This is a genomic window from Pseudomonas sp. MM213 (assembly GCF_020423045.1).
Classification (GTDB): Bacteria; Pseudomonadota; Gammaproteobacteria; order Pseudomonadales; family Pseudomonadaceae; genus Aquipseudomonas; species Aquipseudomonas migulae.
Genome location: NZ_CP081943.1, coordinates 3,698,528 through 3,715,684 on the forward strand (window position 1 = coordinate 3,698,528; position 17,157 = coordinate 3,715,684).

At 58.6% G+C, this 17,157-nt stretch carries 14 protein-coding genes; 8 read left to right on the top strand and 6 right to left on the bottom strand.

The genetic code is table 11. From position 1 onward, the window contains the following. Positions 1-191 precede the first annotated feature (191 nt). Both K5R88_RS16795 and glyA read left to right on the top strand, forming a co-directional pair. A complete protein-coding gene (locus K5R88_RS16795; protein ID WP_226298072.1) occupies positions 192-4,040 on the top strand; it encodes a sensor domain-containing protein in 3,849 nt (1,282 codons plus the stop codon). 217 nt (positions 4,041-4,257) lie between these two features. Further along, positions 4,258-5,511: a serine hydroxymethyltransferase gene (gene glyA / locus K5R88_RS16800; RefSeq protein WP_008028869.1), complete on the top strand. Its 1,254-nt coding sequence runs from the start codon at positions 4,258-4,260 to the stop codon at positions 5,509-5,511. 8 nt (positions 5,512-5,519) lie between these two features. Here glyA and K5R88_RS16805 read toward each other — a convergent pair whose 3' ends face one another. Continuing rightward, positions 5,520-5,840, bottom strand: coding sequence for a hypothetical protein (locus K5R88_RS16805; RefSeq protein ID WP_226298073.1), 321 nt, complete (start codon positions 5,838-5,840; stop codon positions 5,520-5,522). Between K5R88_RS16805 and K5R88_RS16810 the strand changes: the two genes are divergently transcribed. Genes K5R88_RS16810 through K5R88_RS16820 form a run of 3 tightly spaced genes read left to right on the top strand, consistent with a single transcriptional unit; the run spans position 5,839 to position 8,624 of the window. Then, positions 5,839-7,152 (top strand): C4-dicarboxylate transporter DctA, encoded by a 1,314-nt coding sequence (locus K5R88_RS16810; protein WP_008040326.1) that lies wholly within the window; start codon positions 5,839-5,841, stop codon positions 7,150-7,152. The genes K5R88_RS16805 and K5R88_RS16810 overlap by 2 nt on opposite strands. 52 nt (positions 7,153-7,204) lie before the next feature. Then, a complete protein-coding gene (locus tag K5R88_RS16815; protein ID WP_008040325.1) occupies positions 7,205-7,909 on the top strand; it encodes a FadR/GntR family transcriptional regulator in 705 nt (234 codons plus the stop codon). Between the two features lie 25 nt (positions 7,910-7,934). After that, the gene (locus K5R88_RS16820) at positions 7,935-8,624 is read left to right on the top strand and encodes a GntR family transcriptional regulator (protein WP_226298074.1); all 690 of its coding nucleotides are present in this window, start codon (positions 7,935-7,937) and stop codon (positions 8,622-8,624) included. Between the two features lie 95 nt (positions 8,625-8,719). Here K5R88_RS16820 and yjiA read toward each other — a convergent pair whose 3' ends face one another. The 3 genes from yjiA to K5R88_RS16835 form a co-directional block, all read right to left on the bottom strand. Continuing rightward, entirely contained in the window at positions 8,720-9,691 is a 972-nt protein-coding gene (gene yjiA / locus K5R88_RS16825; protein ID WP_008028882.1) for a GTPase, read from the bottom strand. A 162-nt stretch (positions 9,692-9,853) separates the two neighbouring features. Next, the gene (locus K5R88_RS16830) at positions 9,854-10,051 is read right to left on the bottom strand and encodes a YbdD/YjiX family protein (protein ID WP_007895266.1); all 198 of its coding nucleotides are present in this window, start codon (positions 10,049-10,051) and stop codon (positions 9,854-9,856) included. Between the two features lie 14 nt (positions 10,052-10,065). Continuing rightward, positions 10,066-12,132 (bottom strand): carbon starvation CstA family protein, encoded by a 2,067-nt coding sequence (locus tag K5R88_RS16835; protein WP_008040323.1) that lies wholly within the window; start codon positions 12,130-12,132, stop codon positions 10,066-10,068. Positions 12,133-12,290: 158 nt separating this feature from the next. On the opposite strand from K5R88_RS16835, the gene K5R88_RS16840 reads away from it, so the two are divergent. Further along, positions 12,291-12,659 (top strand): PilZ domain-containing protein, encoded by a 369-nt coding sequence (locus K5R88_RS16840; protein ID WP_008040322.1) that lies wholly within the window; start codon positions 12,291-12,293, stop codon positions 12,657-12,659. Positions 12,660-12,791: 132 nt separating this feature from the next. Here K5R88_RS16840 and radA read toward each other — a convergent pair whose 3' ends face one another. Continuing rightward, the gene (gene radA / locus K5R88_RS16845; protein WP_223557260.1) at positions 12,792-14,159 is read right to left on the bottom strand and encodes a DNA repair protein RadA; all 1,368 of its coding nucleotides are present in this window, start codon (positions 14,157-14,159) and stop codon (positions 12,792-12,794) included. Positions 14,160-14,816: 657 nt separating this feature from the next. On the opposite strand from radA, the gene mscL reads away from it, so the two are divergent. Beyond that, complete coding sequence (gene mscL, locus K5R88_RS16850) at positions 14,817-15,233, top strand: large-conductance mechanosensitive channel protein MscL (protein WP_008040320.1); 417 nt, start codon at positions 14,817-14,819, stop codon at positions 15,231-15,233. Between the two features lie 42 nt (positions 15,234-15,275). On the opposite strand, the gene K5R88_RS16855 is transcribed toward mscL, so the two are convergent. Continuing rightward, positions 15,276-16,052 (bottom strand): ferredoxin--NADP reductase, encoded by a 777-nt coding sequence (locus K5R88_RS16855; RefSeq protein ID WP_226298075.1) that lies wholly within the window; start codon positions 16,050-16,052, stop codon positions 15,276-15,278. 336 nt (positions 16,053-16,388) lie between these two features. Between K5R88_RS16855 and K5R88_RS16860 the strand changes: the two genes are divergently transcribed. Continuing rightward, positions 16,389-17,120, top strand: coding sequence for an autoinducer binding domain-containing protein (locus K5R88_RS16860; RefSeq protein ID WP_226298076.1), 732 nt, complete (start codon positions 16,389-16,391; stop codon positions 17,118-17,120). Positions 17,121-17,157 lie beyond the last annotated feature (37 nt).

A 17,157-nucleotide genomic window follows, 5' to 3' on the forward strand; every position in this document is an offset into this window, starting at 1 on the left:
GCGCGCTGAAAAAACCTGATTCTAGGAGCTGGAACGCTCCCGCGTAACCGGCAAAGCTACCTTATTGACAGAAGGCAGTCCAGCCGGGAGGGTCTGGCACTTTGCCACAACTCAAGGCATGCTAGCCGCCCTCCGGGCGTCCGGCTTATAGTGCACGTCGCGCCAGTCCAGCTAAATCGCAGGATTACAGTTTGTCTAATGTCACTCCGCCCTTGACCACCCGTGCACCGACTGCTGTGCCCGGTTCCCCCCTGCGCGGAACATTAAAGGGTGCGCTGGCGACACTCGTGCTTTTGCTGCTCGCGTTGCTGTTCTGGCAACTGCTGGATCAGCTGCGCGAAACCCAGAAAAACCAGCGCCAATACACCATCGACTACACCGCCGATCTGGCTGCACAAGTCAGCCTGAACATGTCGCTCAATGCGCAGATCGCCCTCAACCTGCTACCGATCGTCGAACAGCCGCAAAGCGCCGACGAACAGCAGGAGCTGCTGCGCAAGCTGCAAAAGTCCTTGCCCGACCTGCGCAGCCTCGCGTTGTTGAGCCCCTCAGGGAAAGTCATCGGCGACACCACCGCCGACAGCGACGACGCCGACTACCTCATCGAGCTGGTACGCCGCAGCCGTACCCAGGCACATTATTTCAGCAATGCCGATAACGGTTCGGTGGTGCACCTGTTGCTGCATCAAGCCAGCGGCAGCTCTCGGGGCTATTGGGTCCTGCGCCTGACGCCGAGCTTTTTCTCGTCATTGACCAAACCAGGCGAGGCCGGTATCCGCCCAATGTGGCTGGTGGAAAACCGCGTCAATCACCAGGTCATCAGCCGCGATGATTCACAGCCCCTGGCCAAGCCGAGCGAGCTGACCGCAAATGATGTGGCCAACAGCGTGCTGACGGTTCCCCTGACCGGCAGCGACTGGCAACTGCGCGGGTTGTTCGACCGGCAACGCGTGATCGAAGAACTGCTGCCGGCGTTTATCGGTAAATGCCTGTTGGGGCTGGCGCTCTCTCTGCTGCCGCTGATCGCCCTGTTGAACATACGCCGTCGTCAGCGCCAGGTGAGTGAAGGTCGCCGGCGCTATCAGGATATTTTCGAAGGCACCGGCGTCGCCCTGTGTGTGCTCGATGTGTCGGGCCTCAAGAACGTCTTCGACAAAAACCAGTTGCTCAGCACCGAACACCTGCAAGCCTGGCTGGAAACCCCGGAACAGCGCCAGCAACTGTTGCAGGAACTGCGCATCACCGAGGTCAACCAGGTCGCCCTGCAACTGCTCAACGTCAATTCCTGTGAACAAGCCTGGAAGTTGCTGATCGACGGCAATCCGCTGGATGGCACCGCCATCGGCAATCAAGTGCTCGAAGCGGTACTCAATCAGCAGAAACAGTTCGAGCTGGAAATAAAACTGCAAGACGCCAATGGCCGCGATCAGCACCTGTGGCTGGTGATGCGCCTGCCGGAAAACCAGGACGACTATAAAGCGGTGATCCTGAGCATCAGCGACATCACCAGTCGCAAGCTCATCGAACTGTCGCTGCTTGAGCGTGAAGGGTTCTGGTCCGACGTGGTGCGCACCGTGCCGGATCATTTGTACGTCCAGGACGTGATCAGCCAGCGCATGATCTTCAGCAACCACCACCTGGGCCAGACACTCGGTTACAACCGCACCGAGCTGCACCAGATGGGCGAGTACTTCTGGGAAATCCTGCTGCACCCCGAAGATGCCGACCACTACCACCGCGCGCGACAGACCCAGCGGCACGCGGGCTATACGCAATTGCTGCAATGCCAACTGCGCTTCCGTCACCGCAACGGCAAATGGCGGCGTTTCGATATTCGTGAACAGGCACTGGCGCGGGACAAACACGACCAGGTCACACGGATCATCGGCGTGGCCAAGGACATCACCGAGCAGATCGAGGCCAGTGAGTCCCTGCGCGACAGCGAGCAGCGCTACCGGATGCTCGCCGAAAGCATCAGCGACGTGATTTTCTCCACCGACAGCAAGCTCTCGCTCAACTACGTCAGCCCGTCGGTGCAAGCCGTGCTGGGCTACGACACCGACTGGATTTTCCAGAACGGCTGGCAGTCGACCATCGCCAACCCGCAACAGTTGACCGGCATCTACAACCTGATGGACCGCGTCAGCAAAGCGCTGGGCAAACCCGACCAACTGGCGCTGTTGCGCAGCCAGGTGCAGACCCAACTGTTCCTGTTCGACTGCCTGCGTGCCGATGGGCGCAAGATTCCGATCGAGTTGCGGCTGGTGCTGGTCTGGGACGAACACGGTGCCTTCGAAGGCGTGCTCGGTGTCGGTCGCGACATCAGCCAGCAACGCCGCGCCGAGAAAGACCTGCGCATGGCGGCCACGGTATTCGAACACTCGACGTCGGCGATCCTGATCACCGACCCGGCAGGCTACATCGTGCAGGCCAACGAAGCGTTCAGTCGCGTGAGCGGCTATGCGGTGGAGCAAGTGCTCGACCAGTTGCCGAACATGCTGACCGTCGACGAGCAGCAGGAAGCGCACCTGCGCTATGTGCTCAAGCAATTGAACCAGCACAGCACCTGGGAAGGCGAAGTCTGGCTCAGGCGTCGTAACGGCGAGCATTACCCGGCGTGGGTCGGCATCACGGCGGTGCTCGACGATGAAGGCGATCTGGCCAGTTACGTGTGTTTCTTCAGCGACATCAGCGAGCGCAAGGCCAGTGAACAACGGATTCACCGCCTCGCCTATTACGACGCCCTGACGCACCTGCCCAACCGCACGCTATTCCAGGACCGCCTGCACACCGCGCTGCAATCGGCGGAACGGCAGAAGTCCTGGGTGGTGCTGATGTTCCTCGACCTCGACCGTTTCAAGCCGATCAACGACTCCCTGGGCCACGCCGCCGGCGATCGCATGCTCAAGGAAATGGCCACGCGCCTGCTCGGTTGCGTCGATGACGACGACACCGTGGCGCGCATGGGCGGCGACGAATTCACCTTGCTCCTGCAACCGCGGGCCAACCGCGAAATCGCCCTCAATCGGGCGATTCACGTGGCCGAACAGATTCTCGCCAGCCTGGTGAAACCGTTCGTGCTTGAAGGCCGCGAATTCTTCGTCACCGCCAGTATCGGCATCGCCCTGAGCCCGCAGGACGGCAACGAACTCAGTCAGCTGATGAAGAACGCCGACACCGCGATGTATCACGCCAAGGAACGCGGCAAGAACAACTTCCAGTTCTATCAGGCGGACATGAACGCCAGTGCCCTCGAGCGCCTGGAGCTGGAAAGCGACTTGCGTCACGCCCTGGAACAGAACGAATTCGTTCTGTACTACCAGCCGCAATTCAGTGGCGACGGCAAACGCCTGACCGGTGCCGAAGCCTTGCTGCGCTGGCGTCATCCGCGCCGTGGCCTGGTGCCGCCGGGGGATTTCATTCCGGTGCTCGAAGAACTGGGCCTGGTGGTGGACGTCGGCGACTGGGTGATCAGCGAGGCGTGCCGTCAGCTCAAGACCTGGCATCAGGCCAAGGTGCGGGTGCCGAAGGTATCGGTCAACATCTCTGCCCGGCAGTTCTCCGACGGCCAGCTCGGCACACGGATCGCCACCATCCTCAAGGAAACAGGCCTGCCACCGGCGTGCCTGGAACTGGAGCTGACCGAAAGTATCCTGATGCGCGAAGTCAGCGAGGCGATGCAGATTCTGGCCGGGCTGAAAAACCTCGGGCTGAGCATCGCGGTCGACGACTTCGGCACCGGTTATTCGTCGCTCAACTACCTCAAGCAGTTCCCGATCGACGTGCTGAAGATCGACCGTACCTTTGTCGATGGCTTGCCGTCGGGTGAACAGGATGCGCAGATCGCCCGGGCAATCATTGCCATGGCCCACAGCCTCAACCTGGCGGTGATCGCCGAGGGCGTGGAAACCCATGAGCAGCTGGACTTCCTGCGTGAGCATGGCTGCGATGAGGTTCAGGGTTACCTGTTCGGGCGGCCGATGCCCGCGGGCCGGTTTGAAGCGCAGTTCAGTAATGATGCGCTCTTCATGTTCGACTGAAATTTGTAGTGCTGCAGATGACCCCTTCGCGGGCAAGCCTCGCTCCTACGGATATCACCGACTGTAGGAGCGAGGCTTGCCCGCGAAGAGGCCGGCACGATCGCCGCCGATTCCTGCATGAACACCACTTGTCTGCGACATGATGCCCTTTCATATGCCATCTAAATCCCATTGGGTTAGAATGCCCCCTTTTCTGCCCCGATCCTTGAGGACCGCCATGTTCAGCCGTGATTTGACTATTGCCAAGTACGACGCCGATCTTTTTGCCGCCATGGAGCAAGAAGCTCAGCGCCAGGAAGAACACATCGAGCTGATCGCTTCGGAAAACTACACCAGCCCTGCGGTGATGGAAGCTCAAGGCTCGGTACTGACCAACAAGTACGCCGAAGGCTACCCGGGCAAGCGCTACTACGGTGGTTGCGAGTTCGTCGACGTCGTTGAGCAACTGGCCATCGACCGTGCCAAAGAACTGTTCGGTGCCGATTACGCCAACGTTCAGCCGCACGCCGGTTCGCAAGCCAACAGCGCCGTTTACCTGGCCCTGCTGCAAGCGGGCGACACCATCCTGGGCATGAGCCTGGCTCACGGTGGTCACCTGACCCACGGTGCCAGCGTTTCGTCCTCCGGCAAGCTGTACAACGCCGTTCAGTACGGCATCGACGCCAATGGCCTGATCGACTACGACGAAGTCGAGCGCCTGGCCGTTGAGCACAAGCCGAAAATGATCGTGGCCGGTTTCTCTGCTTACTCGCAGATCCTCGACTTCCCGCGCTTCCGCGCAATCGCTGACAAGGTGGGCGCCTACCTGTTCGTCGACATGGCCCACGTGGCCGGTCTGGTCGCCGCTGGCGTCTACCCGAACCCGGTGCCATTCGCTGACGTCGTGACCACCACCACGCACAAGACCCTGCGCGGTCCACGTGGCGGCCTGATCCTGGCTCGCGCCAACGCCGACATCGAGAAGAAGCTGAACTCCGCAGTATTCCCGGGCGCCCAGGGTGGCCCGCTGGAGCACGTGATCGCTGCTAAAGCGATCTGCTTCAAGGAAGCGCTGCAGCCTGAGTTCAAGGCTTACCAGCAACAAGTGGTGAAAAACGCCCAGGCCATGGCCAGCGTCTTCATCGAGCGCGGTTTCGACGTGGTTTCCGGCGGTACTGAAAACCACCTGTTCCTGCTGTCGCTGATCAAGCAGGAAATCTCCGGTAAAGACGCTGACGCCGCTCTGGGCAAAGCATTCATCACCGTGAACAAGAACTCCGTGCCAAACGATCCACGTTCCCCGTTCGTCACCTCCGGCCTGCGCTTCGGCACTCCGGCTGTGACCACTCGCGGCTTCAAGGAAGCAGAGTGCAAAGAGCTGGCCGGCTGGATCTGCGACATCCTGGCTGACCTGAACAACGAAGCGGTGATCGACGCCGTTCGTGAGAAGGTCAAGGCTATCTGCAAGAAGCTGCCGGTGTACGGCGCTTAATCAGCCCGTTAAACCGTAGTTAGAAAAAACCGGCCAGTGATGGCCGGTTTTTTTTCGCCTGCGATTTGTGGGAGGTGGCTGGCTGGAGTGCTTGTTCTTGAGCCTTGTAGGGATCTTTCTGGCGCCATCGCCAGCAAGCCGGCTCCTACACAACCAGCTTCGCTGGTCAGACCGGTCATGCCAATTTTCAGGTTTTCACTTGTAATCGTAAAAAAATCCGGCGTAGACTGCGCCTGCACTGGACATACCGGTAAGACCACAATAATTAAGTCCTGAATCTGATGCGCGCAGCGCACGGCAGCCAGGACACCGACCAGGATTCCTCCCATGCTCAGATGGTGCTCGCGTTCAATCTTCCTTCAAGTGGTTCTCGGACTGGTGCTCGGCATCGTCTGCGGGCTGACCCTTCCCGAATACTCCGCCCAGCTCAAACCCCTCGGCGACGGTTTCATCAAACTGATCAAGATGCTCATCGGTCTGATCGTGTTCTGCGTGGTGGTCAGCGGCATCAGCGGCGCCGGCGACCTGAAGAAGGTCGGGCGCATCGGCCTGAAATCGGTGATCTACTTCGAAGTGCTGACCACCATCGCCCTGGTGATTGGCCTGGTGTTCGCCTTCAGCACCGGCATCGGCAGCGGCGCGAACATTCATCTGGAGCAGCTGTCTGCCGCCGACATGGGCGACATCGCCCAGCGCGGCCAGCACATGCACACCACTACGCAGTTCCTGATGGACCTGATTCCGACCTCGGTGATCGGCGCCTTCGCCGACAACAACATCCTGCAGGTCCTGCTGTTTTCAGTGCTGTTCGGCAGCGCACTGAACCTGGTGGGCGAAGCCGCGTCGGGCATTTCCCGGCTGATCAATGAGCTGAGCCACGTGATTTTCCGCATCATGGGCATGATCGTGCGCCTGGCGCCGATCGGCGTGTTCGGCGCAATTGCCTTCACCACCAGCAAATATGGCCTGGACTCGCTGCAACACCTTGGCAGTCTGGTCGGTCTTTTCTACCTGACGTGTGTCGCGTTCGTGGCGCTGATTCTCGGCCTGGTGATGCGCCTGTCCGGCCTGCGCATGTGGCCGCTGCTCAAATACCTGCGCGAAGAACTGATGATCGTCATGGGCACCGCCTCGTCCGACGCCGTGCTGCCGCAAATCATGCGCAAGCTCGAACATCTGGGCATCGGCAGTTCGACGGTCGGGCTGGTGATTCCCACCGGTTACTCGTTCAACCTCGACGGCTTTTCGATCTACCTGACATTGGCCATTGTGTTCATCGCCAATGCCACCGGTACGCCGTTGGCCATGACTGATTTGCTGACCATTTTGCTGGTGTCGCTGATCACCTCCAAAGGGGCTCACGGGATTCCCGGCTCGGCGCTGGTGATTCTGGCCGCGACACTGACGGCCATCCCGGCGATTCCGGTGGTCGGTCTGGTGCTGGTATTGGCGGTGGACTGGTTCATGGGCATCGGCCGCGCGCTGACCAACCTGATCGGCAACTGCGTGGCCACCGTGGCCATCGCCCGATGGGAAAAAGACATCGATATCCAACGCGCAAACAAGGTGCTTTCCGGTCAGGTGGGTTATACCTTCCAGCCTCGAAAACCGGTCGCGCCCGCGCACCAGCAGGAATTTTAAACAACGTGTGCCTGCCTTTGGGCGGGCACATTATCGCGACTTGGAGCGAACAGTGATTACCTCGTCAACCGTCGTAAATTCAGTAGTGGAAAAACTTCGTGCCGCGCTGGCACGTGGGCAATGGCGCTCCGGCGAGATGCTGCCGGGGCAACGTGAACTGGCCGAACAACTGGGCATCAGCCGCCCGAGCCTGCGCGAGGCGGTCATCGTCCTGGAAACCCTCGGCCTGGTGCGCTCGATGCCGGGCAAAGGCGTGGTGGTGCTCGATGCCCAACTGACAGACAGCCAAAGCCACGACAGTGCAGTGGCCGGCGCGAGCCTGGAAGACGTGCTGCAACTGCGCTACACCCTTGAGCCGTTTATCGTCGGCCTGGTGGCGCAGTCGATCAGCAGCAAGGAAGTCGGGCAATTGCGCCTGACCCTGATGGACATGCGCGAAGCCCTGGAGGCGAACGACAGCGAAGCCGGGGTCAACGCCTACATCGCGTTCCACGAAGAGCTGTTCACGCTGACCTCGAACCCGATTTTCCAGAGCGTGGTACAGCAGACCAGCAACGCCCTCAAGCAAAGCGCCGAGGTGCTGCGCAACTCCCCCGAGCATCTGGCCGAACGCCTCGAAGAAAACGAAGCCGTGGTGCGCGCGATCCGCAGCAAAAACAGCGCCCTGGCGAGTGCCGAAATGCGTCGGCACATTCTTCGCGAAGGCCAGCGGATGGGCATCGAATTGAATATCCCGGACGACAACCTCGGCAGTTGAACCCTCTTGGAACCGGAGACAGGCCATGAACAGCTTCGCTTCAGCGCAAACTCTTGTTGCCCTGCCCTTTCCCACGCCGACGGATGATCTCTACTCGCGAGTCTTCGACGCCATTCTTGAACAGCGCATCGATGCGGCCAGTCGCGTTACCGAAGAAAGCCTGGCGCAGATGTTCGGCGCTCGCCGCAGTGACATGCGCGGGGTGCTGACGCAGCTGTCCCATCAGCAGATCATCGTGTTGCGCACTCACCATCGTCCCCGAGTCGCGGCGCTCGATCATGAGCAAGTCCGGCAGACGCTGCATGCGCGGCGGCTGACCGAAACCACGGTGGTGCGGCTGGCGTGTCAGCAGCCCCGTGCACAAGACTTGAAGTGTCTGCGTGGGTTGATTGATCGCGAGCGCCAATGTGCCGCGCATGGCTCGGCGATCAGGTTGGCGGGGGCGTTTCATCTGCAGCTGGCCGAAATGGCGGGGAATGCACCGCTGGCGCATTTTCTGGGCAGCCTGGTGCCACTGACTTCGCTGGCGATTGCGCAGTTTGATGTATCGGCGGAGGGTTATTGCGATTGGCGGGTGCATTCCGCGATTCTGGATGCGGTGGAGCGTGGGGATGCGGTGAAGGCGGTCTCGCTGCTGAGCGGGCACCTGGATGATCTTGAGGAAATATTGCTGAACTCAGGACTTGGGCTTAGTCAGGATCGTGTTGCTGGTTAGATCGCTTTCGCGGGCAAGCCTCGCTCCTACGGATATCACCGACTGTAGGAGCGAGGCTTGCCCGCGATGGCGTTATCACTGACGAACGAAATGATTCAATCCGCCGCTACCCGCGCAAACCCCTCGCGAATCTTCTCTTCCGGCAATTCATCGGCAATAAACACAATCACGCTTTCCCGCGCCTCGCCCTCTGCCCACTCCGTGTCCCAGTCGAAGCCATACAACTTCAGCACCCCCTGAAACACCATGCGCCGCGGCTCGCCAAGGATGTTCAGCACGCCTTTGTAGCGCAGCAACTGCTTGCCATGTTCTTCCAGCAGTTCGTTCATGAACTCGCTGAGCTTGTCGATATCCAGCGGCTTGTCGGTGCGCAGCACCAGGCTGGAAATGCGGTCGATGGAAGGCGCTTTGCTGACCGGGCGCAAACTCACGCCGCCACCCAGGTCGGCATTGAGGTTGAAGCCGCGCACATCGAGCAGTTCGGCCAGATCGATCTGGCCGTGGTCGACCACGCGAATCGGCGCGCGACGGTTGATACGGGTCAGGCGCTCGCTCAACGCGGTGAAGGTCGGCTCGTCCACCAGATCGCGTTTGCTCACCAGCAAGCGGTCGGCAAAACCAATCTGCGCCTGGGCGATGGTTTGGGTCAGGTGTACGTCGGCGTGCGCTGCATCGACCAACGTGATGATGCCGTCGAGGATGTAACGCTCACGCAGTTCTTCGTCGATGAAGAAGGTTTGCGCCACCGGTGCCGGATCCGCCAGGCCGGTGCACTCGATCACCAGACGGTCGAAGGCGATTTCGCCACTGTCCAGGCGTTCGAGCAACAGGTAGAGCGCCTTGGTCAGGTCGGTGTGGATGGTGCAGCAGACGCAGCCGTTGGACAGCGTCATCACCTGCACCGGCTCGTCGCCCAACAGTTGGGTGTCGATGCCGGCGTCACTGAATTCGTTTTCGATCACGGCGATTTTCAGGCCGTGCTCGGCTTTGAGCAGGTGGCGCAACAGCGTAGTCTTGCCGGCGCCGAGGAAGCCGCTGAGGATCGTGACGGGGATGGGAGAGGACAACTGGAGTCTCCTGCTTTACAGAATTAGAAAACAACATAAAACAAATGTGGGAGCTAGCCTGCTAGCGATGGCGGACTGTCAATCAACAGTGATGTTGAATGTTCAGCCGCCATCGCCAGCAGGCTAGCTCCCACAGGGATTGCTGTTAACCCGACAACCGGGTCAACAGCACTTCGGCCCACCCTTGCCACCGTAACGGGCTTCCTGACGTTCCCGAAAGAACATTTCGTAGCTCATCACCGGTTTGTCCGGGTGTTTGGTTTGCATGTGCTCGACGTAGTTGTCGTAGTCGGGCATGCCGACCATCAGGCGCGCGGCCTGACCGAGGTATTTACCGAGGCGACTCAGGTCATTGAACATGCTGCAATCCTCGATTACGCGTCCGGCAAGGCCTGGAATGGCGATTCTTTATCCGTACGCTCTTTTTTACCCCAGGCGGCAATGCCGACCTTGAGTGCATAGAACAGGATACTGAACACCACGAACAGGAACAGCGCGGTCAGCGTTGCGTTGGTGTAGGCGTTGAAAATCACGTGTTGCATCTGGGTGATGTCCTTGGCCGGGGCGAGGATCTGACCGTTGGCCAGCGCATCGCTGTATTTTTTGGCCAGCGACAGGAAGCCGATCGCCGGGTTGGCGTCGAACAGCTTGATGAAGCCGGCGGTGGTGGTGCAGATCAGCAGCCAGACCGCTGGCACCATGGTCACCCAGACGTAGCGTTGGCGTTTCATTTTGATCAGCACGACGGTGCCGAGCATCAGCGCGATACCGGCCAGCATCTGGTTGGAGATACCGAACAGCGGCCACAAGGTGTTGATGCCACCCAGCGGATCGATCACGCCCTGATACAGCAACCAGCCCCACATCGCCACACAACCGGCGGTGGCGATCAGGTTGGCGGTCCAGGATTCGGTGCGTTTCAGCGCCGGCACGAAGGAGCCGAGCAAGTCCTGCAACATGAAGCGACCGGCACGGGTACCGGCGTCCACCGCTGTCAGGATGAACAGCGCTTCGAACAGGATCGCAAAGTGGTACCAGAACGCCATGGTGTTTTCACCCGGCAGGACACTGTGCAGGATCTGCGCAATACCGACCGCCAGGGTCGGCGCACCGCCGGCGCGGGCCAGGATGGTGGTTTCACCGATGTCCTTGGCCACCGTTTGCAGCGCTTCCGGGGTAATTGCAAAGCCCCAGCTGCTGACAGTTTGTGCAACCGCGACCACGTCACCACCGACGACGGCCGCCGGGCTGTTCATGGCGAAATACACGCCTGGCTCGATCACCGAAGCGGCAACCATCGCCATGATGGCCACGAACGATTCCATCAACATGCCGCCGTAACCGATGTAACGGGCGTTGACCTCGTTATCCAGCAGTTTTGGCGTGGTGCCGGAGGAGATCAGCGCGTGGAAGCCCGAGACCGCGCCACAGGCGATGGTGATGAACAGGAATGGGAACAGACCGCCTTTCCATACCGGACCGGTGCCATCGATGAACTGGGTCAGCGCCGGCATTTTCAGCTCGGGCATGGTGACCAGGATGCCGATCGCCAGCGCGATGATGGTGCCGATTTTCAGGAACGTCGACAGGTAGTCACGCGGAGCCAGAATCAGCCACACCGGCAAAGAGGCAGCGACGAAACCGTAACCGACCAGCATCCACGTGATCTGCACGCCAGTGAAGGTGAAGGCTTTGGCCCAGACCGGGTCCGCGGCAATCTGCCCGCCCAGCCAGATCGAACCCAGCAGCAACAGCACGCCGACGATGGAGATCTCACCGATGCGGCCCGGGCGGATGTAGCGCATGTAGATGCCCATGAACATCGCGATCGGGATAGTCGCCATCACCGTGAAAATGCCCCACGGGCTCTCGGCCAGGGCTTTTACGACGATCAGAGCCAGCACCGCGAGGATGATGATCATGATCAGGAAGCAGCCGAACAGCGCGATGGTGCCGGGGATGCGGCCCATTTCTTCGCGGACCATGTCGCCCAGGGAGCGGCCGTTGCGGCGGGTGGACATGAACAGGACCATGAAGTCCTGAACCGCACCGGCCAGCACCACACCGGCAATCAGCCACAGCGTGCCGGGCAAGTAGCCCATCTGCGCCGCCAACACCGGACCGACCAATGGCCCTGCGCCGGCAATGGCTGCGAAGTGGTGACCGAAAAGGATGTGTTTGTTGGTCGGGACGTAGTCCAGACCATCATTGTTGAGCACAGCGGGGGTGGCCCGTCGTGAATCGAGTTGCATCACGTTGTTAGCGATGAACAGACTGTAATAACGGTACGCAACCAGATAAATGGCCACGGCAGCGACCACAATCCACAAGGCGTTGATTGCCTCGCCTCGACGCAATGCCACTACGCCAAGGGCGCACGCTCCTACGATTGCCAGCAGCAGCCAGGGTAGGTGGCGTAGCGGGCTATTATTATTTTTCATTTTTTTATTCCAGCCAGGGTGGACAAGAAAGACAGCCACCCCGAGTTTAGCTCTCCTGACGGCAAAGGCCATACCCGACATTGGTCTAGACGCCCGTGTCAGCTGGCAGGCTTTGACAATGCGGGTCTATAGTCAGCGGACATTAAGAGGAATAAGACATGAGCGAACACCCTGCCAATCGCCGCCGCTTCAAACGTATTGCGTTCGATGCCCGAACCGAGCTTTGCCAAGGGGAATTCATCTGGCCAGTGAAGCTGATTGACTTGTCGCTCAAGGGAATACTGATCGAGCGACCCGAGCCGTGGCTGGGCGACCCGAAAAAGATGTTTTCTGTCGACATTCATCTCAGCAAGGACTTTGACATCAAGATGGATGTGCAACTGACGCACGACGATCCTCGCCATTTGGGATTCGTTTGCCGATACATCAGCCTGGAATCCATCGAGCGGCTGCGGCGATTGATCGAGCTCAATCTGGGGGATCCGCAGGAGCTGGAGCGCGAGTTGGGTGCCCTGATCGAAGTCTGAAAACCCGACACCAATCCAATGTGGGAGTGAGCCTGCTCGCGATAGCTGTTTAACATTCAACGATGATGTTGACTGACAGTCCGCTATCGCGAGCAGGCTCGCTCCCACAGGATCGGTGTTCTATCTGGCAGGTTATTCGAACAGGGCGTCGAGGGCCTGTTCGAGGCGGGTAACGGCAATAATCTGCAATCCCGACGGAGACTCCTTCGGCGCATTGCCCTTGGGCACGATGGCCCGTTTGAAGCCGTGCTTGGCCGCTTCTTTCAAGCGTTCCTGCCCGCTCGGCACCGGACGCACTTCGCCAGACAAACCGACTTCGCCGAACACCAGCAGATCATGGGGCAATGGCCGGTTGCGCAAACTGGACATGACCGCCGCCATCAGCGCCAGGTCGGATGCGGTTTCCAACACCTTCACGCCACCCACCACGTTGAGGAACACGTCCTGGTCGTGGGTCGGAATGCCGCCGTGTCGATGCAGAACCGCCAGCAACATCGCCAGTCGGTTCTGATCCAGCCCCAACGTGACCCGACGCGGGTTGGCCAGATGGCTGTCATCCACCAACGCCTGAACCTCCACCAGCATCGGTCGGGTCCCTTCCCACGTTGCCATGACCACACTGCCCGGGACTTCTTCCTGTGCACGAGTAAGAAAAATCGCCGAAGGGTTGGAGACTTCTTTCAAACCCTTGTCGGTCATGCCGAACACGCCCAGTTCGTTGACCGCGCCAAAACGGTTCTTCACCGCCCGCAGCAAGCGCAAGCGACCGTCGGATTCGCCCTCGAAATACAGCACGGTATCGACCATGTGCTCCAGCACGCGCGGTCCGGCCAGCGCACCTTCTTTCGTCACGTGGCCAACCAGAAAAATGGCTGTGCCACTCTGTTTGGCATAACGCACCAGCAAGGCCGCGCTCTCCCGCACCTGGGACACGCCGCCCGGTGCCGATTGCAGCTGCTCGGTGAAAATCGTCTGAATCGAGTCGATCACCATGACCTTGGGCTTTTCGACCCGGGCGGTGGCTATGATGGTTTCGATGCAGGTTTCGGTCATGACCCGCAGTTGATCCTGCGGTAATCCCAGGCGTCGGGCGCGCATGGCCACTTGCTGCTGGGACTCTTCGCCCGTGACGTACAACGCCGGCATGCTCTTGGCGAGGTTGCACAAGGTTTGCAAGAGGATGGTTGATTTGCCGATGCCCGGATCACCGCCGATCAAAACCACCGAACCGTCCACCAGCCCGCCACCCAGGACGCGATCGAGCTCACTGGATGCAGTGGAAAAGCGCGGTATTTCTTCGACGCTGACTTCGGCCAGGGTCTTGATCTGTGCCTGTTGGCCGGTCCAGCCGGTGCGGCCGCTGGGGGCTGCGGCACCGCCGCTCTCGACCATGGTTTCGGTCAAGGTGTTCCAGGCCCCGCACTCGCCGCACTGGCCGGCCCACTTGGGGAAGGTTGAGCCGCACTCGGTGCAGCCGTACATGCGTTTGGCCTTGGCCATCTGAACTCCCGGCAAAAACCGCGATGATAGCTCAGCTGGGCTGGATCAGTGCGACGGAGTTGCCAAATGGAATTGTGCGGCAACTTGTTCGATTCTCGAGACAACGACAGCGTTGCAACTTTCATAACTTGTACAACGCGCTGCCAAAATAACTCGACCAACGTTAAATCCAAAACCCACAAAGCTGTACAACTCTTAACACTCTGCAAACTTAACGTACAACATCACCTAACAAACCAAGAGTTTAATACTGAAAATCAAATCGATGGCTTTACGGCATCACGCATTCTGTGTTTTTCCAGCCACTATTTTCCGAACCAGGAACTTATACTTGAAGTTAACCGCTGTAAAACTTATAGCACGCACTCTCCCATTACACTCAACAAGTCGCTCCTGTGACGCACGCACTTTTGATAAGGACCACCACCTCCATCGCTGATCAGCGCAAGCGACTGAATGACGAACAACACCCTTCAGATGGATAGCGGGCACACACCTGAAAAACGCAGATCAATGCACCAATGATGGCATTTTGAAAACTTTTTACCGTTGCCCCGGTCGATAGCAGGCAAGCGCTGTAAGCAGTTGTTTCGGGCAAGAACCATTTGGCTGATTTACACTGCGTTACCAACCTCATCTGTAACAAGGAAATAACCTATGGGCGTGCTAAATGAGTTCAAGGCCTTCGCGGTAAAAGGCAACGTGGTCGACATGGCCGTCGGTATCATCATCGGTGCCGCCTTCGGCAAGATCGTTTCGTCGTTTGTCGGCGACGTGGTCATGCCGCCAATCGGCCTGCTGATCGGTGGGGTGGATTTCAGTGATCTCGCCATTACGCTCAAGGCCGCCAGCGGCGACGCCCCCGCAGTGGTGCTGGCGTACGGTAAATTCATCCAGAGCATGATCGACTTCATCATCGTCGCGTTCGCGATTTTCATGGGCGTCAAAGCCATCAATCGCTTGAAGCGCGAAGAAGCCGTTGCGCCCACCCTGCCGCCGGTTCCGACCAAGGAAGAGGAGCTGTTGGGTGAAATTCGCGATCTGTTGAAGGCTCAGAACAATCGGCCAGAATGATCTGATGCAGGTAAAAACGGCGCCTTCGAGGCGCCGTTTTTTTTACCAGTAGTTTTCCACCGCCACGTGCCCGGGGCGTCGGCTGAGACTCAAGTGCATGTCACGCTGTTTGAGCAGTTTTCGCGTGTCATCGATCATCTGCGGGTTACCACACAGCATGACCCGCGAATGCTCGGACGTCATTGCCACACCCGCCGCCCGCTCCAGTTCGCTACTCTCGATCAAGGTGGTGATCCGGCCATTCAAGGCACCTGGATGCTGCTCGCGGGTGACGGTGGCAATGTATTGAAACTTGTGCGCGTACTCGGCCAGATAGTCACGCTGCATCAATTCCGCGATCAGTTCCTGATACGCCAGCTCCCGGGCTTCGCGCACGCTGTAGACCAGGATGATTCGCTCGAACTTCTCCCAGACCTCGAAGTCCTGCAGGATCGACAGAAACGGCGCCACGCCCGTGCCGGTGGATAACAACCAGAGATCCCGCCCATCGATGAAGCGATCAAGCGTCAGGTATCCAAAGGCTTGGCGGTCGACCAGCAGCGTATCGTCGACGCCCAGCCGACTCAGCTCACTGGTGAACTCGCCCCCCGGCACCACGATGGAAAAGAATTCGAGGAACTCGTCGTAAGGCGAAGACACCATGGAATAGGCACGCCAAACAACGCTGCCGTCAGCCTTGGTCACGCCCAGCCGGGCGAATTGCCCCGCACGAAAACGAAAGCCCGGATCCCGCGTCGTGCGCAGGGTGAACAGGCTCGGGGTCAACGGCTTGACGTCGAGCAGGGTCTGGCGCGTGAATTTTTCTGCACTGGCAGTCATGGTGCGCTCCATTCAACAGATTGCATCCAGTGTCCCGCAAAGCGGGAAAAACAAACACCGATGATTTGTAGTGTCTTTAATTATCAACCTGAACATTACAAAGAGTATTTGATCTTTTCAGACGTACCATTCAGTTAATAAAACGGCCAATGAAATTAAACTCGACATTCAAAACCCGCCGCATTTTTAAAAATCCCATTAGAACTTGATATTTATTTTTTAAAGCGCAGTAAAGCCAAAAAATCTCACCTTTATGTACGAATCATCCTACACTCGGCTCGTGCAGGATTTCGGATCCAATCAGCACCCCGGCAGATTGTAAAATGGAGATACATGATGGAGCGGTGGAAGGAGTCACAACTCAACCAACTATCGAGCACGAAGCATATTGATGCCGCGTACCCGATCGCACTTGAATTCGCGAAAAACATCGGGTTTAAATTTTTCGCTTTTTCAACTACTTATCAAACAAAAAGCAACCAGCTCAATACTATCCGACACAACAATTACCCAACCATCTGGAACACGTATTATGAACAGAAAAACTTAAGCTCGGTGGACCCGGTAGTAGCTCATTGCAATCACTCAATGCTGCCCATTATGAGGAGCGAAACGCTTTTCTCCAAGGTTCCTTCCCTGTGGGAGGCCCTGGAAACGCATGGTTTGCAGCACGGCTGGTCACAATCGCTGCATGACGAAGAGAGCGGCCTGTGCAGTATTCTGAGCCTGGCAAGGAGCCATTACCCGATCACGGCCCTGGAGCTGTATGAAAACCTCGGTTTCTCGGTGTTCATGTGCCGTCATCTTCATGCGTTGATCGCACAATCGTTGCCCAGGAAAATGCTGAAACCACCCGCTCCACATTTATCTCCACGGGAAATCGACGTATTGGAACTGGCGGCAGCCGGCAAGACGGCTGAAGAAAGCGCGCGAATTCTTAACCTGAGCGCACGGACCATCCATTTCCACATTCAAAGCGTGATTTTGAAACTCGGGGTCAGCAACAAGATTGCCGCGATCATCGCCGCGATCAAGGCCGGTCACCTCAAAAGCACCTCGACACGTTGATCGATTAAAACCTGCGAGTAACGTACCATTTGCGATT

What these genes read in the sequence shown, in the direction of transcription:
- K5R88_RS16855 (WP_226298075.1), bottom strand. Translation starts at nt 16,052, where the DNA reads ATGACTGCCAGTGCAGAAAAATTCACGCGCCAGACCCTGCTCGACGTC.
- K5R88_RS16805 (WP_226298073.1), bottom strand. Translation starts at nt 5,840, where the DNA reads ATGGGAGGAATCCTGGTCGGTGTCCTGGCTGCCGTGCGCTGCGCGCAT.
- K5R88_RS16830 (WP_007895266.1), bottom strand. Translation starts at nt 10,051, where the DNA reads ATGTTCAATGACCTGAGTCGCCTCGGTAAATACCTCGGTCAGGCCGCG.
- K5R88_RS16840 (WP_008040322.1), top strand. Translation starts at nt 12,291, where the DNA reads ATGAGCGAACACCCTGCCAATCGCCGCCGCTTCAAACGTATTGCGTTC.
- glyA (WP_008028869.1), top strand. Translation starts at nt 4,258, where the DNA reads ATGTTCAGCCGTGATTTGACTATTGCCAAGTACGACGCCGATCTTTTT.
- K5R88_RS16810 (WP_008040326.1), top strand. Translation starts at nt 5,839, where the DNA reads ATGCTCAGATGGTGCTCGCGTTCAATCTTCCTTCAAGTGGTTCTCGGA.
- mscL (WP_008040320.1), top strand. Translation starts at nt 14,817, where the DNA reads ATGGGCGTGCTAAATGAGTTCAAGGCCTTCGCGGTAAAAGGCAACGTG.
- K5R88_RS16835 (WP_008040323.1), bottom strand. Translation starts at nt 12,132, where the DNA reads ATGAAAAATAATAATAGCCCGCTACGCCACCTACCCTGGCTGCTGCTG.
- K5R88_RS16860 (WP_226298076.1), top strand. Translation starts at nt 16,389, where the DNA reads ATGGAGCGGTGGAAGGAGTCACAACTCAACCAACTATCGAGCACGAAG.
- K5R88_RS16820 (WP_226298074.1), top strand. Translation starts at nt 7,935, where the DNA reads ATGAACAGCTTCGCTTCAGCGCAAACTCTTGTTGCCCTGCCCTTTCCC.
- radA (WP_223557260.1), bottom strand. Translation starts at nt 14,159, where the DNA reads ATGGCCAAGGCCAAACGCATGTACGGCTGCACCGAGTGCGGCTCAACC.